This is a genomic window from Streptomyces sp. NPDC102437 (genome assembly GCF_044765565.1).
In the GTDB taxonomy this organism is placed as follows: domain Bacteria; phylum Actinomycetota; class Actinomycetes; order Streptomycetales; family Streptomycetaceae; genus Streptomyces.
This window is the reverse complement of sequence record NZ_JBIWKI010000010.1, coordinates 15988-39237: the sequence shown is the minus strand read 5'-3', so window position 1 is coordinate 39237 and position 23250 is coordinate 15988. Positions and strand designations below refer to the sequence as shown.

General features: G+C 67.9%; 16 protein-coding genes and 1 pseudogene. 7 read left to right on the top strand and 10 right to left on the bottom strand.

Translation table 11 applies throughout. From position 1 onward, the window contains the following. Positions 1 to 103 precede the first annotated feature (103 nt). Entirely contained in the window at positions 104 to 1738 is a 1635-nt protein-coding gene (locus ACIRJP_RS14830) for an ABC transporter substrate-binding protein (RefSeq protein WP_404172936.1), read from the bottom strand. A 472-nt stretch (positions 1739 to 2210) separates the two neighbouring features. On the opposite strand from ACIRJP_RS14830, the gene ACIRJP_RS14825 reads away from it, so the two are divergent. The 6 genes from ACIRJP_RS14825 (at position 2211) to ACIRJP_RS14800 (ending at position 9066) form a co-directional block, all read left to right on the top strand. After that, positions 2211 to 3239, top strand: a complete 1029-nt coding sequence (locus tag ACIRJP_RS14825) for an ABC transporter permease (protein ID WP_404172933.1) — start codon at positions 2211 to 2213, stop codon at positions 3237 to 3239. A gap of 75 nt (positions 3240 to 3314) precedes the next feature. Beyond that, positions 3315 to 5096, top strand: a complete 1782-nt coding sequence (locus tag ACIRJP_RS14820) for an ABC transporter substrate-binding protein (RefSeq protein WP_404172931.1) — start codon at positions 3315 to 3317, stop codon at positions 5094 to 5096. Between the two features lie 93 nt (positions 5097 to 5189). Further along, positions 5190 to 6170, top strand: coding sequence for an ABC transporter permease (locus ACIRJP_RS14815; protein ID WP_404172928.1), 981 nt, complete (start codon positions 5190 to 5192; stop codon positions 6168 to 6170). Positions 6171 to 6241: 71 nt separating this feature from the next. Beyond that, positions 6242 to 7207 (top strand): ABC transporter ATP-binding protein, encoded by a 966-nt coding sequence (locus ACIRJP_RS14810; RefSeq protein WP_404173428.1) that lies wholly within the window; start codon positions 6242 to 6244, stop codon positions 7205 to 7207. 27 nt (positions 7208 to 7234) lie between these two features. After that, on the top strand, positions 7235 to 8323 hold the full coding sequence (locus ACIRJP_RS14805; RefSeq protein ID WP_404172925.1) for an ABC transporter ATP-binding protein: 1089 nt from the start codon (positions 7235 to 7237) through the stop codon (positions 8321 to 8323). A 206-nt stretch (positions 8324 to 8529) separates the two neighbouring features. After that, positions 8530 to 9066: a hypothetical protein gene (locus ACIRJP_RS14800; RefSeq protein WP_404172922.1), complete on the top strand. Its 537-nt coding sequence runs from the start codon at positions 8530 to 8532 to the stop codon at positions 9064 to 9066. Between the two features lie 143 nt (positions 9067 to 9209). Here the strand turns inward: ACIRJP_RS14800 and ACIRJP_RS14795 are convergent, their stop codons facing one another. The 8 genes and pseudogenes from ACIRJP_RS14795 to ACIRJP_RS14760 all read right to left on the bottom strand — a co-directional run. Further along, complete coding sequence (locus tag ACIRJP_RS14795; RefSeq protein WP_404172919.1) at positions 9210 to 10361, bottom strand: ABC transporter ATP-binding protein; 1152 nt, start codon at positions 10359 to 10361, stop codon at positions 9210 to 9212. Beyond that, entirely contained in the window at positions 10354 to 11412 is a 1059-nt protein-coding gene (locus ACIRJP_RS14790) for an ABC transporter ATP-binding protein (RefSeq protein ID WP_404172916.1), read from the bottom strand. The genes ACIRJP_RS14795 and ACIRJP_RS14790 overlap by 8 nt, the downstream gene beginning before the upstream one ends. A 14-nt stretch (positions 11413 to 11426) precedes the next feature. Next, positions 11427 to 12380 carry an ABC transporter permease gene (locus ACIRJP_RS14785; RefSeq protein ID WP_404172913.1) on the bottom strand — a complete coding sequence of 318 codons (954 nt, stop codon included), beginning with the start codon at positions 12378 to 12380 and terminating at the stop codon, positions 11427 to 11429. After that, complete coding sequence (locus ACIRJP_RS14780) at positions 12373 to 13299, bottom strand: ABC transporter permease (protein ID WP_266733577.1); 927 nt, start codon at positions 13297 to 13299, stop codon at positions 12373 to 12375. The genes ACIRJP_RS14785 and ACIRJP_RS14780 overlap by 8 nt, the downstream gene beginning before the upstream one ends. 151 nt (positions 13300 to 13450) lie before the next feature. Further along, the gene (locus tag ACIRJP_RS14775; protein ID WP_404172910.1) at positions 13451 to 15094 is read right to left on the bottom strand and encodes an ABC transporter substrate-binding protein; all 1644 of its coding nucleotides are present in this window, start codon (positions 15092 to 15094) and stop codon (positions 13451 to 13453) included. Between the two features lie 517 nt (positions 15095 to 15611). After that, on the bottom strand, positions 15612 to 17483 hold the full coding sequence (gene typA, locus ACIRJP_RS14770; protein ID WP_385818866.1) for a translational GTPase TypA: 1872 nt from the start codon (positions 17481 to 17483) through the stop codon (positions 15612 to 15614). Between the two features lie 534 nt (positions 17484 to 18017). After that, positions 18018 to 20429 carry an ABC transporter family substrate-binding protein gene (locus ACIRJP_RS14765; RefSeq protein ID WP_404172907.1) on the bottom strand — a complete coding sequence of 804 codons (2412 nt, stop codon included), beginning with the start codon at positions 20427 to 20429 and terminating at the stop codon, positions 18018 to 18020. 318 nt (positions 20430 to 20747) lie between these two features. Continuing rightward, a pseudogene (locus ACIRJP_RS14760) lies at positions 20748 to 20990 on the bottom strand (winged helix DNA-binding protein); the annotation flags it as partial. A gap of 115 nt (positions 20991 to 21105) precedes the next feature. Here ACIRJP_RS14760 and ACIRJP_RS14755 point away from each other — a divergent pair. Next, positions 21106 to 22161: a LacI family DNA-binding transcriptional regulator gene (locus ACIRJP_RS14755; protein ID WP_404172904.1), complete on the top strand. Its 1056-nt coding sequence runs from the start codon at positions 21106 to 21108 to the stop codon at positions 22159 to 22161. Between the two features lie 36 nt (positions 22162 to 22197). On the opposite strand, the gene ACIRJP_RS14750 is transcribed toward ACIRJP_RS14755, so the two are convergent. Beyond that, complete coding sequence (locus ACIRJP_RS14750; RefSeq protein ID WP_404172901.1) at positions 22198 to 23193, bottom strand: acetylxylan esterase; 996 nt, start codon at positions 23191 to 23193, stop codon at positions 22198 to 22200. Positions 23194 to 23250: the final 57 nt, after the last annotated feature.

Sequence of the window (23250 nt, the reverse complement as noted above, 5' to 3'; positions counted from 1 at the left end):
GGTCGCGGGGATCAGGGGCTCGGGGCTGGGGAGTGACGCGTCGGGGGACGGGCAGGCCGGGTTGCCGGTGCCAGGAGCGCACCGGCCACCCGGCCTCAACGGGTCACTTGACCTTGATCTGCTCGTAGACCGGGACGCTGAACTGGTTCAGCGACACGTTGGAGATCCGGTCCGAGTAGCCGGCGCTGCCGTTCTGGTACCAGAGCGGGATGACGGGCATCTGGGCGACCAGGACCTTCTCCGCGTCCTGGAAGGTCGTCACAGCCTTTGCCCGGTCGGACTCGGCGTTGGCCTTGTCGACGAGCCCGTCGAACTCCTTGTTGCTCCACTTGCCGTCGTTGGACGAGGCGTCGGTGTAGTACAGGGGCTGGAGGAAGTTCTGGATGAGCGGGTAGTCCATCTGCCAGCCGGCCCGCCAGGCACCGGTCAGCTTCTGCTGGGTGACCTGGTTGCGGAAGTCGGCGAAGGTGCCGACCGGTGCGCCGACGCACGCCTTGTTGTTGCCCATCACCTTGTTGATGCTGTTGCAGACGGCGTCGACCCACTCCTTGTGGGAGCCGGTGTCGCCGTTGTACGAGATCTTGAGCTGGCCGCCGGGGATGCCGCCGCCTTCCTGGATCAGCTTCTTGGCGTTCGCCGCGTTGTACTCGCAGGGCGCGCCGCAGAGCCCCTCCTTGAAGCCGCCGTCCGCGCCGAGGACCGGGGAGGTCCAGTCGGAGGCGGGGGTGCGGGTCTTCTGGAAGATCTGATCGGTGATCTGCTGGCGGTTGATCGCCATCGACAGGCCCTGTCGGACCTTGGCGCCGTTCGGGGTGTCCCACTTCTTGTCGTAGAAGGGGAAGGCGATGGTCTGGATGATGCCGGCCGGAGTGTTGATGTACCGGTCGCCGAGGTCCGCCTTGACGTTCTTCAGCTGCGAGGCGGGCACGTCGTCGACGAGGTCGAGATTGCCGGCCGTCAGGTCCGTGTAGGCGGTGTTGTTGTCGGTGTAGACCTTGAGGTCGATGCCGCCGTTCTGCGCCTTGTCGCCGCCGGGGTACTTGTCCCACTTGCGCAGGCTCATCGAGGAGCCCTTGGTGTACTTGTCGACGGTGTACGGCCCGTTGCCGATCGGCTTGGCCACCCAGCCGGCGTGGTCGGTGTAGAACGCCTTGGGCAGCGGGGCGAAGGCCGGGTAGCCGAGGGTGTCCGGCCAGAGGGAGAACTTCTGCGACAGCTTGACGGTGAACGTCTTGTCGTCGACGACCTTGAGGCCGGAGAGGGTTTTCGCGGTGGAGCTGCCGGTGTCCGGGTGGACGTCCTTGTAGCCGTCGATGTAGCCGAAGAAGTAGGCGTTCTTCTGGTTGTTCTTCAGCAGGGCGCCGTAGTTCCAGGCGTCCACGAACGACTTGGCGGTGATCCTCTCGCCGTTGCTGAAGGTCCAGCCGTCCTTCACGGTGATCGTGAAGTTCTGGTTGTCCTTGGTGTCGATCTCCTCGGCGAGCATGTTGTCGGCCGCGCCGGTCTTCGGGTCGTACCGCTTGAGCCCGCGAAAGATCATGTCGAGGACCTTGCCGCCCTGCACCTCGTTGGTGTTCGCGGGTTCCAGCGGGTTCTGCGGGTCACCCCACGAAGAGCTCACGACTCCGTTCGCCCCGCCACCGCCGCCACTGCTGCTGCCCCCGCCGCCACATGCCGTCGCCGCCAGGACGACGACGGCCGCACATGCGGCCCACCTGGCCTGTGTGGCTCCGCGCATGGGGTTCCTCCTCGTAGTGCTCCGTCTTACGTACGGTCAAATATCACCGCATCACGGACATCCCGCACATTTACTCCACCCATTCGGGCGCGCCGGAGCCCACCCGAGTGGCACCTCGCGACCGAAGGAGCTCCGGGCACGACCCCCGGCAGACGGCGGAGCGATAACGACCACGCATCGAATGCGCATCGACCGCGACCCCGGGCGACCGGCCGTACGAATTCCGATACATCCACGCCCGCATATCGGATTCATTGCCGGACTTCACCCGTTAAGTCGGGAATACGTCTTCGCCATAGCTAAGCGGAACCAAAGACACCCCCTAATTCAGGTCATGAATTGGTCAAATTTCAAAAGAGCGTGCCAAGGGCGTCGGACATTCATTGACCCTGCATGAATTGCGTTGAAAAAGTCCGGGTAGCCCGTAGGTGTTGCCCTGCGGAGTCCTTCGACCCTCCGGGCCAGGAGCGCCATGACGATTCCAACACCGCACGCCGCCGCTCCCGTTGAGGTGGAAGACGCGAAGCCGAAGCCCACAACGGGCCCGTCTGCGGTCAAGGGCGGCGACGGCCGCTCACCAGGCAAAATGGCCTGGCTGCGCTTCAAGCGCGACCGTACGGGCGTGATTTCAGCCTACGTGGTCATTTTCTTCTTCGTGATCGCCGTCTGCGCGCCGTTGATCGCGAAGCTCTACGGCAAGGACCCGTACACGACGTACGGGCAGGACCAAGAGGGTCTGCTCAACGACTTCGGCTTTCCGATCAAGCCCAACGGCGGGATCAGCAGCGACTTCTGGTTCGGGATCGAACCACAACTCGGCCGTGACCTGTTCACCTTTCTCCTCTACGGCATCCGCAACTCGTTGTTCATCGCCGGCGTGACGACGCTCCTGGTGACCTTCCTCGGCATCGCGATCGGCGTGACCGCCGGTTACCTGGGCGGGAAGACCGACTACTTCATCGGCCGGGTCATCGACATCCTGCTGGCGTTCCCCTCGACGCTGTTCTTCATCGCCTTCTGGCCGGTACTCATCTCGATCCTGGTCTCCCCCGAGGAATCCACCCCGATCTGGCTCACCGTCACCAGTCTGATCCTGGTGATGACCGCGTTCGGCTGGGCATCCATCGCCCGACTTCTGCGCGGCGAGGTACTGGCCCTGCGCGAGCGGGAGTTCGTGGAGGCCGCCAAGGTGACCGGCGCCTCGCCCGCCCGGATCATCTTCAAGGAACTGCTGCCCAACCTGTGGACACCGATCCTCATCCAGGCGACCCTCGCTCTTCCGATGTTCGTGACCGCCGAGGCCGGACTCGCTTTCCTCGGTGTCGGACTGACCGCGAAGACGCCTGACTGGGGCGTGATGCTTCAACGCGGTGCCGACGTCTACCAGGACGACATCACCTTCATGCTCTTCCCGGGCGTGACGATGGTGGTCTTCGTTCTTGCGTTCAACCTTCTCGGCGACTCAGTCCGCGACGCTCTCGACCCGAAGACCAAGCGCTGACAGTTCCGTCCCGGACCGGAGCGACGGGGCTCCGCCGGATCATTCGTCCCTTCTCACCCACCAGGGCAGGTTGCCATGTCTCTCTCCCGCAGAAACTTCGTCATCGCCACATCCGTCGCGGCGGGCGGCTCGCTCGTTCTCTCCGCGTGCAGCAGCGGTGGCGGAGGCGGCGGCAAGGGCACGCCGCAGGCGGGCGCGACCGACTACACCGGCGCCACCGTCAAGATCGGCACCAAGGAGGACTCGACCGGGCCGGCCCCGGAGGTTCCCGGCGCCAAGAAGGGGGGGACGATCTACGGCGTCTCCGAGGACGACTTCTCCCACCTCGACCCGCAGCGCATCTACTTCGCTTTCAACTCCTCCGGGGCGCTCATGTTCGCGCGTAGCCTCACCGGCTACAAGATCGACATGAAGGGCGCCACCACCCTCGTCGGCGACCTCGCCACCGATGTCGGCACCGCGTCCGCCGACAACAAGACCTGGACCTTCACGCTGAAGGACGGGCTCAAGTGGGAGGACGGCAGCGAGCTGACGGTCGAGGACGTACGCCACGGCATCGAGCGCTCCTGGGCTCCGTTCGCCACCGAGGGCGCCGCCTACGTCCAGCAGGCCCTCACCGGCAAGGGCGACTGGCGCAAGGGCTACGAGGGGCCGTACGGCGGCAAGCACCTCGACTCGATCGTCACCGACAAGGCGAAGAAGACGATCACCTTCAAGCTGGCGGAGCCCCGTCCGGACTTCAACTTTACGCTGGCCATGACCTCCTATGCGGCCACTTCACCGAAGCTCGACACCAAGGAGAAGTACGACAAGCAGCCGGCCTCCTGCGGCCCGTACATCGTCAAGCACCGGTCCGTCGACAAGTCGATGACGCTGACGCGCAACAAGCACTGGGACCCGGCCACCGACCCGATCCGCAACGCCTACCCGGACAGCTTCGAGTTCGAATTCGGCCCGAGCTCCCTGGAGTCCGCGGACCGCTTCATCGCGGACCAGGGCAAGGACCAGCAGATGGTCTCCATCTACAAGTCCGTGCCGGCCGAGCGGATGCAGAAGGTGCTCACCGACCCGGAGTTGAAGAAGCGCACCTTCAACGGACTGCTCACCGGCACGTACTACTACGCGATCAACTGCAAGCGCACCACCGACCTCGAGGTGCGCAAGGCGCTCAACACCGCCTGGCCGCTGGAGCAGATCCGCAAGATCTACGGTGGGCCGTCCGCGGGCGACTACGCTTCCACCATCCTCAGCCCCGACATCCTGGGCCGCAAGGAGTTCGACCTCTACGGCAAGCTGAAGACGCCGCAGGGAGACCCCGCGGCTGCCAAGGCCATCCTCAAGAAGGCCGGTAAGCTCGGCCAGAAGGTCGTCTACGCGTACCCGCAGAGCCCGACGTACGACAAGACGGCCGTCGTCATCGAGAGCGCGCTCAAGAAGGCCGGCTTCAAGCCGGTCATCAAGGCAGTGGACTCGACCTCGTACTACGACCAGATCCAGCAGGTCGACAACAGCTTCGACGTCATGTGGTTCGGCTGGTCGCCCGACTGGCCGACGGCGTACACGATGATCCAGCCGCTGTTCGACAGCGCCTCCATCGGCAACGGCCAGAACAACGTCTCCCAGGTGAAGGTCGACTGGATCGACGCCGCCATCAAGGAGAACGTCGTGATCGGCGACCAGAAGAAGGCCGGTGAGGCCTGGGCCGCGCTGGACAAGCGCATCATGGACGAGGTCGCCCCTATCATCCCGGAGACCTTCCAGCGGCGCTTCTACCTGTTCGGCTCCAAGGTCGGCGGCGCCATGATGGACCCGCTGTTCTCGGCGACGCTGCTCTACAAGACGTACGTCAAGGCCTGACGAACGACCCCCGCGGGGAGCGTGTGACTCTCCACCGGCGAGTCACCCGCTCCCCCTCCTCCCCGTCGGCATCCGTCAGGAATACCCACTGCCATGCTGCGCTTTCTTCTCCGCCGTGTCGTCGGCGCCGCGGTCATCCTGCTGATCATCAGCGCCCTGGTCTTCGTCCTCTTCTACACCGCCCCGCGCGACCCCGCCCGGGTGGCGTGCGGCAAGGTCTGCACTCCCGAGACGCTCGCGCTGGTGCGGCAGAACCTGGGGATCGCCGACCCGATACCGGTGCAGTACTGGCACTGGCTGCAAGGGGTCTTCGTTGGTCGCGACTACGCGTCGTACGGTCATTGCCCGGCCCCCTGCCTGGGATACTCGTTCATCAACCGCGAGCCGGTCTTCGGCACCATCGTCGACCGGTTCCCGACCACCCTCTCGCTCTCCGTCGGCAGCGCCTTCGTCTTCGTCATCTTCGGCGTCGGCACCGGCATGCTCGCCGCGGTCAAGCAGGGCAAGCTGCTCGACAAGGTCGCCTCCTCGGCGTCGCTGATCGCCTCCTCATTGCAGATCTACATCGTCGGCGTGGTCGCGATGTACTTCCTCACCGACCAGCTGCACCTGCTGGACCGGCCGAGCTACACACCGCTCACCGACAATCCCGGCGCATGGTTCTCCGGCCTCCTGCTGCCCTGGCTGGTCCTGTCCGTCATCTTCACGGCCAACTACACCCGTATGGCCCGGTCCCAGTTGGTGGAGTCGCTGAGCGAGGACTATGTGCGGACGGCCCGTGCCAAGGGGCTCTCCCGGCGGACCGTCTTCTTCAGATTCGCCTGGCGCGGGGCCATGGGACCGATCATCACGATCTTCGGCCTCGACCTCGGTGTACTCCTCGGTGGCGCGATCATCACCGAGAAGACCTTCAGTCTCCAGGGCATCGGCGCGCTCTCGGTCAAGGCCGTATCCACCAATGACCTGCCGACGCTGCTCGGCGTGATGATGGTGGCCGCCGCCGCGATCGTGATCCTCAACATCGTCGTCGACGCCGTCTACGCCCTCATCGACCCGCGCGTCCGCCTCGCCTAGGGAGAGATCCAGTGAGTATCCCCTTCCTCTCCGTACGCGATCTGCGCGTGCACTTCTCCACCGAAGACGGCATGGTCAAGGCCGTCGACGGGCTGTCCTTCGACATCGAGAAGGGTAGGACGCTCGGCATCGTCGGCGAGTCCGGTTCCGGCAAGTCCGTCACCAACCTGACCATCCTCGGCCTGCACCACCCCGAACACACCGAGATCGAGGGCGAGATCCTGCTCGACGGGCAGGATCTGCTGGCCGCCTCGGAGCGGGAGCTGGAGCGGCTTCGCGGCAACAAGATGGCCATGATCTTCCAGGACTCACTGGCCTCGCTCTCGCCATACCACACCATCGGCCGACAGATCGGCGAGACGTACCGCAAGCACACCGGCGCCTCCAAGCGGGAGGCTCGGGCGCGGGCGGTCGAGATGCTCACCAGGGTGGGCATCCCGCAGCCCGATCTGCGGGTGGACGACTATCCGCACCAGTTCTCCGGCGGTATGCGCCAGCGCGCGATGATCGCCATGGCGCTGGTCTGCGACCCGGAACTGCTGATCGCGGACGAGCCGACCACCGCACTGGACGTCACCGTGCAGGCCCAGATCATGGACCTGCTGAAGGACCTCCAGCAGGAGAGCGGCACCTCGATCATCTTCATCACCCATGATCTCGGTGTCATCGCCGACATCGCGGACGACGTGCTGGTGATGTACGGCGGGCGCTGCGTGGAGCGCGGTACGAAGAAGGAGGTGCTGCGGGCGCCCCAGCACCCGTACACCTGGGGCCTGCTGGGTTCCATGCCGAGCCTCGAAGGGCCGGTCGACGTACCGCTGTCGCCGATCCCCGGCTCCCCGCCGAGCCTTCTCAACCCGCCGACCGGCTGCCGCTTCCACCCCCGGTGCACGTTCACCGAGCAGGTCGGCGGCAAGCGCTGCGCCACCGACCAGCCGCCGCTGGAGCTCACCGCCGGGCGCGGCGCCGCCTGCCACCTCACCGCGGAGCAGCGCGCCGATTTCTTCGCGGACTTCGCCGGCATCCGGCCCACCTGACGTACAAGAGACGGGACTTCCCCACCAATGAGTAGCAAGAATCCTCTCCTGGACGTCTCCGGACTCACCAAGTACTTCCCGATCAAGGGCGGTTTCCCGATCCGCCGGACGGTCGGTGCGGTCCAGGCCGTCGACGGGCTGGACTTCAGCGTCGGCGAGGGCGAGAGCCTGGGGCTGGTCGGCGAGTCCGGCTGCGGCAAGTCGACGACGGGCCGGCTGGTCACCCGGCTGCTGGAGCCGACGGCCGGCCAGATCTCCTACCGCGGGCAGGACATCACCCACGCCTCGCGCAAGCAGCTGGCCCCGGTCCGCTCCGAGATCCAGATGATCTTCCAGGACCCGTACGCCTCGCTGAACCCGCGGCAGACCGTCGGCAAGATCATCACCGCGCCGATGGAGATCAATGACATCAACCCGGCGGGCGGGCGCGAGGCGCGCGTGCGGGAGCTGCTGGAGACCGTCGGGCTCAACCCGGAGCACTACAACCGCTTCCCGCACGAGTTCTCCGGCGGCCAGCGCCAGCGCATCGGGGTGGCCCGCGCGCTCGCCCTGGAGCCAAAGCTGATCGTGGCCGACGAGCCGGTCTCGGCGCTGGACGTGTCGATCCAGGCCCAGGTGGTGAACCTGCTGCAGAAGCTGCAGAAGGAACTCGGCATCGCGTTCCTCTTCATCGCCCACGACCTGGCCATCGTGCGCCACTTCTCGCAGCGCGTGGCGGTCATGTATCTCGGCCGGATCGTGGAGATCGCCGACCGCGAGGACCTGTACGGCAACCCGCGCCACCCGTACACCAGGGCGCTGCTCTCGGCCGTGCCCGAGGCGACCGCCGACGACGAATCGCCCCGCGAGCGCATCCGCCTCGTCGGCGACGTTCCCTCCCCGGTCAACCCGCCGTCAGGCTGCCGTTTCCGCACGCGCTGCTGGAAGGCGACGGACAAGTGCGTGAGCGAGACCCCGCCGCTGGTGCGGGTGGAGGGAAGCGGGAAAGGCCATCTGACGGCCTGCCACTACCCCGAGGACACACAGTCCGTGTCGACTTCGCCGAAGGCCCGTACGGCTTCCGACGGGCCCGAGCCCAACAAGGCGGCCCCCGAAGACCCCGAGGCCGGTGCCTGACCCCGACCCGGCCCCGGCCAGGCATCCCCCGCGGACGCGGACCCGGCCGGTCCGCAGAGATCAGCGGGTGCCCGATCATACAAAGCGGTTGTGCCCGCAAGTGCAAAGAAAGCTCAGAGCTTCCTCAAGCCCCAAGAGGAACGGCGCCGTTGACTGACAAGATCTGACACGCACAGAACAAGTTCGCTGAATCCCAGGAGATCCATGTGAAGCGTGTCTTGAGCACCGTTCTCTCCACCGCGCTGCTGAGCGCCGGAGTTGCAGCGGCATCCACCACACCAGCCTCCGCCGCCGCCGTGTGCGATCGCACACCGATCTACTCGATCGGTGACAAGACGACAGTCTGGCGCGCGACCAATGTGCACAGCGACTGGGCGAAGCCCGGTGTGACCATCAGCTACTCGAAGAACAAGACGGGTTCCTGGACCGCCACCGGCACGGCGACCGTCGGCACCGAAGCGGGCGTCATCTTCGCCAAGGCCTCGGCCGAGTTCAGCGTCTCCCTCGGCAAGACCTGGTCCAAGTCCGACACCTGGACCTACGCGGCCACGGTCGCGAAGAAGAAGGGCAAGACGCGCGGCCGCCTGATGATGTACCACTCGGCCAGGGGCTTCAGCGTCACGAAGTACAAGTTCGTGCCCAAGGGCAGCGGCGGCTGCAAGAAGAGCAAGATCTGGAAGAAGAGCAACAACGTCGCCCCGGTCAAGAAGAACGAAAACCTGTGGGGCATCCAGTACAAGTAGTCGGAGCCGTGGGGCACGTACCGTCATGAACAGCGGAGGATGACGGTGCGCCTGCCAGGCACGACGCGAAAGCGCCCGGAACCGGCGGGTTCCGGGCGCTTTCGCGTCATCTCGGCCGTGCTGCGAAGCAGCTTCGGGCCGTACTACGAAGCCGCGCCGACGACGTCCTTCTCCTCGGCGAAGTGGCACGCCGAGTCGTGCGCCGCGAGGGTGTCCGAGCCCTGGAAGCGCTCGGGGACGGCCAGCAGCGGCACCTCCGTGGAGCACTTGTCCTGGGCCTTCCAGCACCGCGTACGGAAGCTGCAGCCCGACGGCGGGTTCGCCGGCGACGGGACGTCGCCGGTCAGGATGATCCGCTCGCCGCGCTCGCGGGCCTCGGGGTCAGGGACCGGGACCGCCGACAGCAGCGCCTGGGTGTAGGGGTGCGTCGGGTGGTCGTAGATCTCCGTGTCCGTACCGATCTCGGCCATCTTGCCGAGGTACATCACGCCGACCCGGTCCGAGATGTGCCGGACGATCGACAGGTCGTGCGCGATGAAGAGGTAGGAGAGGTTGAACTCGTCCTGGAGCTTCTCCATCAGGTTGATGACCTGCGCCTGCACCGACACGTCGAGCGCGGAGACCGGCTCGTCGCAGACGATGATCTCCGGGTTGAGCGCGAGGCCGCGGGCGATGCCGATGCGCTGGCGCTGGCCGCCGGAGAACTGGTGCGGGTAGCGGTTGATGTACTCCGGGTTGAGACCGACGACGTCCAGCAGCTCCTGGACCCTGGCCCGCCGGCTGCCCTTCGGGGCCACCTCGGGGTGGATGTCGAAGGGCTCGCCGATTATGTCGCCGACCGTCATGCGCGGGTTCAGCGAGGTGTACGGGTCCTGGAACACCATCTGAATGTTCCGGCGGACCGCCTTCAGCGCGCGGCCGGACAGCTTGGTGACGTCCTGGCCCTTGTAGAAGACCTGGCCCGCGGTGGCCGTCTCCAGCATCATCAGCAGCTTGGCGACCGTGGACTTGCCACAGCCCGACTCGCCGACGATGCCGAGCGTCTCGCCCTGGTAGAGGTCGAAGGAGACCCCGTCCACGGCCTTGACCGCGCCGACCTGGCGCTTGAACAGGATGCCCTGGCTCAGCGGGAAGTGCTTGACCAGATTGCGCACCTGGAGGATCGGCTCACCGCGCTCCACCGGGGCTTCGATGGCCGCGACCGCCGCCGACTCGTCGACGGCGTCGACCGCCTTGACCTCGGTGACGCTCGGGGTGGCGTCCATGGAACCGTCCGTCTTGTCGAGCTCAGCCATGGATCGTCTCCTTCCAGAAGTGGCAGGCGCTGCCGCGTCCGGGCAGTTCGCTGCCGTCCTGCTCGGAGACCGGCACCAGGGCCGGGATCTCCGTGCGGCAGATGTCCTCCGCCTTGGGGCAGCGGGGGTTGAAGGCGCAGCCGGACGGGATCTTGAGCAGGTTGGGCGGCAGGCCCTTGATCGCGTAGAGCTCCTGGCCCTTCTGGTCGAGCCGCGGGATCGAGTCGAGCAGACCGCGGGTGTACGGGTGCGCGGGCCGCTTGTACAGCTCGTGCACCGGTGCCGTCTCGACGATCCGGCCCGCGTACATGACCGCGATCTTGTCCGCGACGTCGGCGACCACGCCGAGGTCGTGGGTGATCAGGATCAGGCCCATGTTGAACTCCGTCTGGAGCTCCTTGAGCAGGTCCATGACCTGGGCCTGGACCGTCACGTCGAGCGCGGTGGTCGGCTCGTCCGCGATGATCAGGTCCGGCTCCAGCGCCAGTGCCATGGCGATCATGATGCGCTGGCGCATACCGCCGGAGAACTGGTGCGGGTAGTCGTCGACCCGCTGCTTGGCGGCGGGGATCTTGACCCGCTCCATCAGCTCGATGGCCTTGAGCTTGGCCTGCTTCTTGGAGAGTCCCTGGTGGACCCGGAACATCTCGCCGAGCTGGTAGCCGACCGAGAGCACGGGGTTGAGCGAGGAGAGCGCGTCCTGGAAGATCATCGCGATCTTCTGGCCACGGATCTTCCGCCGCTCCTCGTAGCTCATGGTGAGCATGTCCTGGCCGCGGTACAGGATCTGGCCCTGCGGGATCTTGCCGGGCGGCATGTCGAGAATGCCCATGATCGCCTGGGCGGTCACGGACTTGCCGGAACCGGACTCACCGAGCACGGCCAGGGTCTCGCCCGAGTCGACGCTGTAGTTCACACCGTTGACGGCCTTGGCGACACCGTCACGCGTGTGGAACTCCACGTGCAGGTCGCGCACTTCGAGGAGTCGGGCGTCGTCCGGCCCGCCGGAGCGGGGCGCCGGAATGTCTGCTGTCTTGTCCATGATGGTCACGTCGTACGCCCTCCTCAGCGCAGCTTCGGGTCGAGGGCGTCGCGGACCGCGTCGCCGAGCATGATGAACGCGAAGACCGTGAGGCTGAGCATTCCTGCCGGGAACAGCAGCGCATGCGGGTTGTCGCGGATGGCCTGGCTGCCCTCCGCGATGTCGATGCCCCACGAGATCGTCGGGTCCGCGAGCCCGAGCCCGAGGAACGAGAGCGTCGCCTCGGCCGAGATGTACCCGCCGAGCGCGATGGTGGCCACGACGATCGTCGGGGCGAGCGCGTTGGGAAGGACGTGCCGGAAGAGGATCCGCACGGTGCCGGCGCCGAGTGCGCGCGCCGCCGTCACGTAGTCCGCCTGCTTCGCGGTGATCACCGAGGCACGCATGACACGGCAGATCGAGGTCCAGCCCAGGAAGGCCAGGGCCAGGATCACCACGTACACCTTGCGGTCGGTGAAGGCGTTCAGGACGACCATCGCACCGAGCAGGAACGGGATGCCGAAGAAGATGTCGGTGACCCGGGAGATGATCGAGTCGAGCCAGCCGCCGAAGTAACCGGCGAGCATGCCCAGCAGGCCGCCGACCACGGTGACCGCGGCGGTGACGCCGACGCCGACCAGGATCGAGGCGCGGGTGCCGTAGATGACACGCGCGTAGATCGAGCGTCCTTGACCGTCGTAACCGAACCAGTCGGGCTGGAAGAAGTGCCCCAGCTCCGGCTTGGTCAGGAAGTGGTTGGTCAGGTCGCCGTCACGCGGGTCCGCACCGGTGAACAGCCCGGGGAACGCGGCGACGATCAGCAGGAGCAGCAGCAGGATCGAGGAGATCCAGAACATCGGGCGGTGGCGCAGGTCGAACCAGGCGTCGCCCCAGAGGCTGCGCGGCTTGTCCTGGGTCTTGCCCTTGCCATCCGCGGCCGCGGGAGCGGCAGCCGCGTCCACCGCCGCTTCGGTCTTGGTCTCGGTGACGTCAGGCATACCGGATCCTCGGGTCCAGGACCGCGTACAGCAGGTCGACGAGCAGGTTGATCACAAGGATGACGAGGACGAAGACCGTGACAACGCCGACGATCGTCGAGCCCTCGCGCTGCTGCAGCGCCTTGAAGAGCAGGTTTCCGACACCCTGGACGTTGAAGATGCCCTCGGTCACGACCGCGCCGCCGATGAAGCCGCCGACGTCCGTGCCGAGGAAGGTGACGACCGGGATCAGCGAGTTGCGCAGCAGGTGGACACCGACGATGCGGCGCCGCGGCAGGCCCTTGGCCATGGCGGTACGCATGTAGTCGGCGCGCAGGTTCTCCGCGAAGGTGGTGCGGGTCAGCCGTGCCACGTACGCCATGGAGAGCATGGCGAGCACGAAGCCCGGCAGGAACAACTGCGCGTAGTCCGTGGAGTCCTGAACGTTCGGGGCCACCCAGCCGAGCTGGTCCGCGAGGACGAAGCGGGCGAGGAAGCCGAGCACGAACACCGGGATCGAGATGACGATCAGGGTGAAGATCAGCACGCCGGTGTCGGCGGCCTTGCCGGCCCGCAGGCCCGCCCAGGCGCCGAGCCCGATGCCGACGATGATCTCGATGAGCATCGCCACGGCGGTCAGCCGCAGCGTCACCGGGAAGGACTCGGACATCTCGTCGATGACTTCGCGACCACCGAAGGTCTTGCCGAAGTCGCCCTGGAAGAGATTGCCCATGTAGTCGACGTACTGCTTCCACAGGGGCTGGTCGAGTCCGAACTCATGGCGCAGCGACGCGACCTGTGCGGGGTCTGCCGCCTTGTCTCCCCACATCGCCCGGATTGGGTCTCCAGGAAGGATGTGGACCATGAGGAAAATAATCAGAGTGGTCCCGATGAATACCGGGATCATCTGGAGCAGTCGCCTTGCGACGTAACGCCCCATCATGCCTCCATGCCGTGAGGGGTCGGCGATGGCCTTGTCAGAGTGGTCTCCGCCGCGGGGGTGTGGGGGGAGAGCCCCGGGGCCTACGCCTACGGGCCGGTTCCGCCGCCCCGGAAGAGGGACGGCGAAACCGGCCTTCGGATCCCGATGGTTACTTCTTGGCCTTCACCTGGACGTCGGTGAAGATCGGGTCACCGTCCTGGCCGTAAGGAATCTTGCCGAAGACGTTGACCGACTGGCCCGAGTTGTTCTTGTAGAACCACAGCGGGATGGCCGGCATGTCGTTCTTCAGGAGCTGCTCGGCGTCCTGGTACATCTTGACGGTCTCGTCGAGCGTCTTCGCCTTGTCGGCCTTCGCCGCGAGCGCGTCGAACTCCTTGTTGGAGTAGCCCGAGGTGTTACCGGCGGCGGTGGTGCCGTACAGGTCGCGCATGAAGTTCGAGTTGACCGGGTAGTCGAGCACCCAGCCACCGCGGTACATGGACTTGACCTGCTTGTTGTCGCGGGCGTTCAGGTCCGCCTGGAAGTCCGGCTTGGAGTCACCGACGCACTCGACACCGGCGGCCTTGCGGATGCTGTTGCAGACCGCGTCGACCCACGGCTTGTGGGACTGGTCGGCGTTGAACTGGATCGAGATCTTGTTGCCCGGGACGCCGCCACCCTCCTTGATGAGCTTCTTCGCCTGGGCGGGGTCGTACTTCGTGACGTCACCGAGGGCGCCGGCCTTGTAGCCGAGCACACCGCGGGCGACGAACGAGTCGGCCGGGGTACGGGTGCCGTGCAGCACGGTCTTGGTGATCGTGTCACGGTCGATGGCCATGGACAGACCCTGGATGACCTTGGGGTTGATGTCCTTGAACTGCTTGGTGTAGAACGCCGGGACGATCGACTGCACCGCGGAGTACTCGGCGTCGATGGCACGGTCGCCGAGGTCCTGCTTGTAGCTGGTCAGCGAGGTGACCGGGATGGCCTCGATCCAGTCGAGGTTGTTCGACCGCAGGTCCGAGTAGGCGGCGTCGGCGGTGGTGTAGTTCTTGAAGTCGATGCCACCGTTCTTGGCCTTGTTCGGGCCCTGGTAACCGTCGAACTTCCGGACCTTGATCAGCTTCTTGTGGTCCCACGAGACGAACTTGTAGGGGCCGTTGCCGATCGGCTTCTGGCCGGCGGCGGCCGGGTCCTTGAAGAAGGACTCGGGCAGCGGCGCCCAGACGTCGTAGCCGAGCTTGTACGCGAAGTACGAGACCGAGCCGGTCAGGCTGATCGTGAAGGTGTTTTCGTCAATGATCTTCAGACCGGACATCTTGTCGGCCTTCGGAGCACCCTTCTCGGGGTGGACGTCCTCGTAGCCCTTGATGTCCTGGAACCAGCTGGAGTTGGTCTGGTTGTTCTTGACGTTGGCCGACCAGTTCCAGGAGTCCACGAAGGACTTGGAGGTGACCGTGGTGCCGTCGTGGAACTTCCAGCCCGGCTTGAGCTTGACGGTCCACACGGACGAGTCCGCGTTGGGCGTCACGGACTCGGCGTTGATGTACTCGAGCTTGCCGGTGCCGGGCTCGTAGTCGACCAGGCCGGAGAAGATCGTGCGCAGGACACGGCTGCCCTGGCTCTCCTTGGCGTTCGCCGGCTGGAGCGGGTTCTGCGGCTCGCTCAGCTGGGCGGTCAGGATCCCGTTCGGGTCCGCCTTGCCCGAGCTCATGCTGTCGTCGCTACCGCTGTCGCTACCACCACAGGCGGTCGCGGCCAGGGCGATGATGGCCGCTCCCGCGACCCACTTGGCGCTCTTGGCACCACGCATGGGTTTCCTCCTCATGAGTCCACTTTTGACTACAAGAAGGGCACTGGAGTTGATACACCGACACCCCTGACGGTGATCGTTTCAGTGCCCCTAGTGTGCTCGTGAGTCGGCACTCCCCACAGTGCGTGACCCATTGACCCGAGCTCAATGGAGCCAACTATTAAGTACGTCCGGGCTGTAAACCACACTTAAGGGGTCTCGTTTTGACAACATCAAGGAATCGCGAATGACCGAAATCCGGACAAAGCGATCCCAGACAGACACGCTCGAAACGGACCGTTAACGCAGCTTTCGGAGAGCGACGATCGATATGCGGACGGATGGCCGAAGAAAACCCCTGGACAACGGCGTGATGGGCCTACCCGGAAGTACCTTTCCGGTTCCGGCTGGTTGCTGATGCACACGGATACGCCCGGGAGCCCCGCCGGGCCATCGCACAACGGGGCCCGGCCCCCCGTCAACTGACGGAAGGCCGGGCCCCGTTGTACCTACCGGCGCGCCCGGCGCCGGTGTCGGATCAGCGCTTGGCGCGCGACGCGGCGCGGCCGCGCTCCTTCTGGTCGAGGACGACCTTGCGGATACGGACCGTCTCCGGGGTCACCTCGATGCACTCGTCCTCGCGGCAGAACTCCAGGGACTGCTCCAGCGAGAGCTTGCGGGCCGGCACCACGTTCTCCGTGGTGTCGGCGGAAGCCGCACGCATGTTGGTGAGCTTCTTCTCCTTGGTGATGTTCACGTCCATGTCGTCGGCGCGCGAGTTCTCGCCGACGATCATGCCCTCGTAGACCTCGGTGCCGGCCTCGGTGAAGATGACACCGCGCTCCTGGAGGTTGACCATGGCGAACGGCGTCACGGAGCCCGCGCGGTCGGCGACCAGCGAGCCGTTGTGACGGGTGCGCAGCTCGCCGAACCACGGCTCGTGGCCCTCGAAGATGGAGTGCGCGATGCCCGTGCCGCGGGTCTGCGTCAGGAACTCCGTACGGAAGCCGATGAGGCCGCGGGACGGAACGATCCACTCCATGCGGACCCAGCCCGAACCGTGGTTCGTCATCGTCTCCATGCGGCCCTTGCGGGTCGCCATCAGCTGGGTGATCGCGCCGAGGTGCTCCTCGGGGGAGTCGATCGTCATGCGCTCGATCGGCTCGTGGGTCTTGCCGTCGACCTGCTTGGTGACGACCTCCGGCTTGCCGACCGTGAGCTCGAAGCCCTCACGGCGCATCTGCTCGACGAGGATGGCCAGCGCGAGCTCACCGCGGCCCTGGACCTCCCAGGCGTCGGGGCGCTCGGTGTCCAGGACGCGGAGCGAGACGTTACCGATCAGCTCGCGGTCCAGGCGGTCCTTCACCTGGCGGGCGGTGACCTTGTGGCCCTTGCCGCCCTTGCCGACCAGCGGCGAGGTGTTGGTGCCGATGGTCATCGAGATGGCCGGCTCGTCGACCGTGATCAGTGGCAGCGCGATCGGGTTCTCGGGGTCGGCCAGGGTCTCGCCGATCATGATGTCCGGGATACCGGCGATGGCGCAGATGTCACCGGGGCCCGCCACCTCGGCCGGCTTGCGGGTGAGCGCCTCGGTCATCAGGAGCTCGGTGATGCGGACGTTGGACATCGTGCCGTCGCGCTTGATCCAGGTGACGGTCTGGCCCTTGCGCAGCTCGCCCTGCTCGACGCGGCAGAGCGCGATACGGCCGAGGAAGTTGTCGGCGTCCAGGTTGGTGACGTGGGCCTGGAGCGGGGCGTCCTCGTCGTACTCCGGGGCCGGGACGTGCGCCAGGATCGTGGAGAAGAACGGCTCCAGGTTGTCGCTGTCCGCGGGGACGGTGCCGTCCTCCGGCTTGGTCAGCGAGGCGACGCCGTCACGGGCGCAGGCGTAGACGATCGGGAACTCGATCTGGTCCTCGTCCGCGTCCAGGTCCAGGAAGAGGTCGTACGTCTCGTCGACGACCTCGGCGATCCGGGAGTCCGGGCGGTCGGTCTTGTTGATGCAGAGGATGACCGGCATCTTCGCGGAGAGCGCCTTGCGCAGCACGAAGCGGGTCTGCGGGAGCGGGCCCTCGGAGGCGTCGACCAGCAGCACGACCGCGTCGACCATCGACAGGCCGCGCTCGACCTCGCCGCCGAAGTCGGCGTGGCCGGGGGTGTCGATGATGTTGATCGTGATCGGGTCCCCGCCGTCCTTGGGGTGATACTTCACCGCCGTGTTCTTGGCGAGGATCGTGATGCCCTTCTCACGCTCCAGGTCGTTCGAGTCCATCATGCGGTCGTCGAGGTGCTCGGCGGCGTGCGCGGCGAAGGCGCCGGCCTGCTTGAGCATGGCGTCGACCAGCGTGGTCTTGCCGTGGTCGACGTGGGCGACGATGGCTACGTTACGGATGTCGTGGCGCGTGGGCATGGGTGGCTTGCGCTTCTCTCGGATCGTGGGATCAGGCGTCTAAGTCGGTCTCAAGTCCTCGTACGCCCGCCGGGCGGACACGCCACGGCTCGTCCAATGGTACGGGGCTGGCGCCGCCGCGGCTTCCCGGGCGAGTTTTACCGGCCCCGGGACGGGCCCGCGCCCGGCCGGCCGGGCAGGTGTGGACGGCGGAGCCACCGAGTGGGAACACGTACGGCTACGAGGGCGAAAGCCCGCGTCCGCCTCGCGTTCGCGCCCGCGCGGCCGGTTCTTCCGGAGGAGTTCACCGGGTGTCATGACCACGGCCCTGCGGGCGGAGACTGCGGAGGCGGACGCGGGACGTCGCGGCTTCGGAGGTGGGGCTCCGAAGCGGAATCTCCGAGAGGCTGGAGTGGGGCTCCGGGGTGGGGGTCTCAGAGGTGGGGGGATCGAACGGCCACCCGGGTCAACGGGTAGCGACGACCTTGCCCGCAGGGCAAGCCCGCGGGCAAGGGATTTGAGCCAGTTCTGAGCTTAGGGTCCTCTCCTGACCTGCTACTTCTTCTTGTTCGCCGGGGCTCCGGCCGCCTGCGGCTTCTTGAAACCGATGTCCTGGTAGTGGGGTGCCCCGAAGCCGAAGGCGCCGACGTTCGCCAGCCTCCTGTCCGTCGCCACCAGCTGCGGGCGCTGGTAGAGCGGAATCGATCCGGCGGCGGCCCAGATCCGGGCGTCGGCCTGCTTCATCAGGTCCTGGGCGGTGTCTTCGTCCAGCTCCGAGAGCGCCTGGTCGAAGAGCTGGTCGATGTGGTCGGTACCGACACGGGTGTAGTTCTGCTCGACCAGCAGCGAGCCGTCGGTGGCGGGCACCGGCTTGGCGAAGATCGGGCGGTCGTCGGTGGCCGGGTAGGCGGTCGCGGGCCAGGAGTACAGGGCCAGGTCGTAGTCGCCGGAGGCGACGTGGTCCTTGAAGTAGCTCTCGTCGGAGACCTTGGTGATCGCCGTACGGATGCCGACCGCTTCGAGCATCGCCGAGATCTTGTCCCCGACGCTGCGCAGCGGCTCCGACCCGGGACCGGACGGCAGGACGAAGCGCAGGGTCAGCGGCTTTCCGTCCTTGCCGAGCGGACCGCGGCGTTCGTCGGGCACCCGGGCGGGGGCCGCGGTGCCCGCGGGTGCGTACGCGCCGGCGGCGCCGCCCGGCCGCTTGTCCTGGGCGGCGACCCCGGAGGGGACGTCCTCGGACGTGCCGGACCCGGAGAGGTGGCCGGCCTGGCGCAGCAGCGCGGAGCGGTGGAACGCGGCGGCGGGGGCGGGCGCGAGTACGTGGGTGGCGCCGCCCGCCGGGTCGCCGTCGCCGGGCTTGGCGCCGTCGCCGACGCTGTGGAGGCCGTCGTCGGCATCGGGCTCGCGCCGGCCTGCGCCGTCGCCTGGCTTGCCGTCCGCGGCGCCCGCCTTCGTCTCCTGCTTTCCCGCGTCCTTCTTCTCCGTGTCCTTCTTTTCCGCGTCCTTCTTCCCGGCCTCCTTCTTCCCCGCCTCGCTGCCCGCCTCGGTGCCGTCCGACTTCTTGACCGCGCCCTCCTGCGTCCAGCCCGCGTCGGCCAGCAGCGCCTGTGCCTCCTCGGTGTCCTGGCCGCCGAGTGCGTCGCTGCTGTCCTTGTACGCCGGCTGCCCGGCCAGCGCCAGGTGGCTGCCGAGCGGCTGCGCGGGCAGGCCGAGCGGCCCCAGCACGGTGTCGACGAGCTCCTGACGGTTCAGCGCGCGGGCCACCGCCCGCCGCACCCGGTCGTCGGCGAGCGGTCCGGACTCGCCGTTCAGCGCGAGCTGGGTGTAGGCGGGCTCCAGCGACTTGCGCACCGCGTAGGCGCGCAGCCCGGCCTGCTCGGTGGCGTGTGCCATGGCGGCGGCCCGGTTCTTCTCCCTGGCGGCCAGCGCGGCGGCCGCCGCCTTGGCGTCCGAGCCGTGCACGACGGCCCAGGAACGCAGGGCCGCGGCCGGGCCCTCCTGAGCGCCTGGGCCCTGTGCGACGGGCCCCTGCGCGACGGGGCCCTGGGCGAGCGGCTTCCCGTCGGCGCCCTTGCCACCGGCCGCCTGCGCGATCCGGTGGGCGGCCGCCGCGTCGATGTCGGCCACGTCGACCTTGCGCGCGGCCAGGGCCTCGGTCCGGTTCTGCGGGGCCACGGCCCGGAAGACCAGCGAGTCGAGCTTGACCGGGCTCCCCCACCAGCGCGGGTTGCGGACCAGCGTCACCTCGCCGGTCTTCTTGTCCACACCGCGCAGCCGGAACGGTCCCGCGGTGGCCTTGAGGGTGGTCCGGGCCCCGTCGTTGAAGGCGTCCGGGGAGCCGGTCACGTCCTTCGGGTAGAGCGGGGAGAACAGCGAGCGCCAGTCCGCGTACGGCTTGGCGAAGGTGACCCGTACCTCCAGGTCGCCGGCGCCCCGCTCGATCTTCTCGATGCGTTCGTACCCGGCGTTGCGGGCGGTCCAGAACGCCGTGTCCCTGCCGCTCAGCGCCCGCCACTGGGCGACGAAGTCGGAGGCCCCGATCTCCCGGCCGTCGCTCCACACCGCCTGCTGGTTGAGCCGGTAGAGCACCACCTGCCTGGGCTCGGTCTCGACCACCTTCGCGGACTCCAGATAGTCCGGGTTCAGCTGCGGCCTGCCCTTGGCGTCGAGCGGGAAGAGCGTCGGCAGCAGCGCGCCGGTGATCCGGCTGGTGGTGCTGTCGGCATCCGCCTGGAAGGCGTTGAGGGTGGTGGGCAGGGCGTCGACGGCCCAGTTGACCGTCCCGCCCTCGGCGACCAGGTTCCGGGCGGCGATCGCGATGTCCTGGGGAGCCGTCGCACCGCTCGCGCCGCTGTCGCCGGAACTGCAGCCGGCCAGCACGGGGAGCGTCAGCACACCTGTCGTGAGGAGCGCGAGGGAGCGGCGCTTTCGGGCCGTCCCCCTCGGGACGCCGACGTGGGACATGGCTGATACCTCCGGGGCCGGCCCGACCCACCCATCCGCGGGTGTGCCAGATTGTGCGTTTCTGGTGGCATATGCAGTTGATCACACTGATTACGTCCACCCACTGAAGGCGCCCTCGCGCGGGAGGCGGCGCAGACACGGCGCGAAGGACCGAAACCTCACCCGTGCGGCGGAGCGCTCCGGTCGCCGCTGCGCACGGGAGCCGGCCGGACCCCGGGAAACGAGAAACCGGCCGGCCCCTGGGTGGTGGGGCGAACCGTTCGGTTCCGACGGGTACGGGTGCGGGGCGTGCCGGCCGCGGCCGGCGCCGGCCCTCGGTCAGTGCCCGGTCAGCCGGTCGATCAGCTCGACGGCCTCGGCCACGGTGCGGCGCTCGGCGCCGTCGAGTTCGGCCGCCGCGGCCCTGGTGAGCCAGTCGTGCTTGGTGGCCCGGACCTCGGCGAGCGTCGCGGCCCCGGACTCCGTGAGCGACATCACCGACTCGCGGCCGTCCGCCGGATCGGGTGCCCGCTCGACGAGCCCCTGACTCTCCAGCGCGCCGAGAGTCAGCCGCATGGACTGGGCGGCCTTGCCCGCCACACGGCCCGCGATCTAGGGTGAATGCGCTTTCAGAAGAGGGTCGGTACATGCAACAGCAGGTGCTTCGGTACGGAACAAGAAGCGGACGGTCGGTCTGGTGAGCGCCCCCACGGTGTACGACGTCGCCGAGCGGTCGGGCGTCTCCATTGCCACGGTCTCGCGGGTCTACCGCACCCCGGATTCGGTACGCGCCCAGACCCGTGAGCGGGTACTCGAAGCCGCCCGCCAGCTCGGTTACGTACCCAGCGGGAACGCCCGCGGACTGGCCAGCCGGACCACCGGGGTGCTGGGCCTCTGCTTCCCCGACTACGCCGACCCGGACGCCGAGGCCGACGCGGAGGCGGACAGCGACGCCGACGACGCGGTGATGCTCTACTCCGACCAGATCATCCGCGGCATGGAGCGGGCGGCGCGGCGGCACGGCTACGCGCTGCTGATCGCCGCCTCGCTGGAGGGCGGGCCGGAGAGCCTCGTCGCGAAGGTCGCGGGGCGGGTCGACGGTTTCGCCGTGCTGGCGCAGACCGTGCCGACCGAGGACCTCGAAGTGATATCGCGCCGGCTTCCGGTGGTGATGATCGCCGGCCCCCGCGAGATCGACCATCTCGACCACATCGTCGTCGCGAACGCCGACGGCGAGCGCGAACTGGCCCGCCACCTGATCGAGGACCACGGGCTGCGCAGGCTCGCCTTCGTCGGCGGCGAGGTCGGGTCGCCGGACGCCGAGGCGCGGTTCCTCGGTTTCCAGCAGGCGTGCCGCGACGCCGGGCTGCCGGTGCCGGACGCGCCCGATCTGCGGGCCGAGATGATGACGCAGGCCGAGGGCGCGCGGGCGGCGGAGGCGCTGCTGGACCGGGGCGGCGAACGGCCGCAGGGGGTGCTCTTCGCCAACGACCAGATGGCGGTGGGTGCGCTGCGGGCGCTGGAGCGACGCGGGGTGCGGGTGCCCGAGGACATCGCGGTGACCGGCTTCGACGGGATTCCACTGAGCCGGATCGTCCGGCCGCCGCTGACGACCGTACGCCAGCCGATCCGCCAACTCGGCGAACAGGCCGTCGAGTTGCTGGTCCAGCGGCTGGGCGACAGCGGCAGCGAGCCGGTGTCGCTGATGCTCCCGGTGTCGCTGATCCACCGCGCCAGCTGCGGCTGCGGCTGACGAAGGCCGGCCCGAGCGGGCCGGCCCCCGTACCGGCTATCGGGCCCGGCCCGACCGCTCCCCGAAGAACCGCTGCCGGGCCGCCCTGAGCTCCGCCACCTCGGCCGCCGTGCCCTCGTACTCGAAGTGCCCCGCGTCCAGCACATGCAGCTCGTGCTCGCCGGCCAGCGCGTTGTGCACGGCGAACTGCCCCGGCGGCGGCACCGAGGGGTCGAAGAGCGCCGCGGCCACCAGGGTGGGCAGCTCCAGCCGCGTCGCGGCCGTGGCGGCGTCGAAGTACGACAGCACCTCGGTGACCTCGGGGTGGTCACGGTGGTGGGCCCGCACCGACTCGCCGCTGCCGATGCACTGCAGGGTGAGCCGCAAGGGGTGGTTGCCGAATGTCGGCACCGTCAACTGCGCGGCGCCGAAGCGGTCGTCCCAGGGCAGCGCGAGTGCGCCCAGCCCGCCGCCGAAGCTCTCCCCGAGGTAGCCGAGCCCGGGGCCGCCCTCCTCCGGCGCCAGCTCCGGCACCAGTTCGTGCAGCGCCGACGCCGCGCACCACAGGTCCGACACGCAGTCGCCGATGACATACGTGTCGCGCGAGGCGATGCCGTGCAGCACGTGCGCACTGGAAACGCCCGGGATGCCAGGGTGCACGCCACGCGTCGCCATGCCCCGTACGCACGGCAGGATCGCCGCGGCCCGGGGCAGCGGCAGCGGCACGTCGGGGCCCGGCTGGTCCCGGCCGCCGTAGCCGTGTCCGATGACGAATCCGTACTCCGCGGCCCCCTCGGCCGGCAGCGCCACCCAGCCGCCGATACGCACCCCGCCCACCGAGGTGTACGTCACGCCGTGGATCCGCACCCCGGCGCGCTCCTCCTCCACCGGGCCGAGCTCCGGCTCCGTGGCGACCTTGAGGGCCTCCTGGTAGCGGTCGCGCCAGAAGGCGTCGAAATCGTCCGGAGCGGCGGGAGCGGGGACGCGCAGCAGGTCCTGGAGCGTGTAGCCGTATGCCGGATCGAAGGGGAAGTCATGTTCGAACGAAGCCATGAACACGACCGTAACGGGCCCGGCCCCGGCGACACAGCCCTTGATCACCATCCGGGC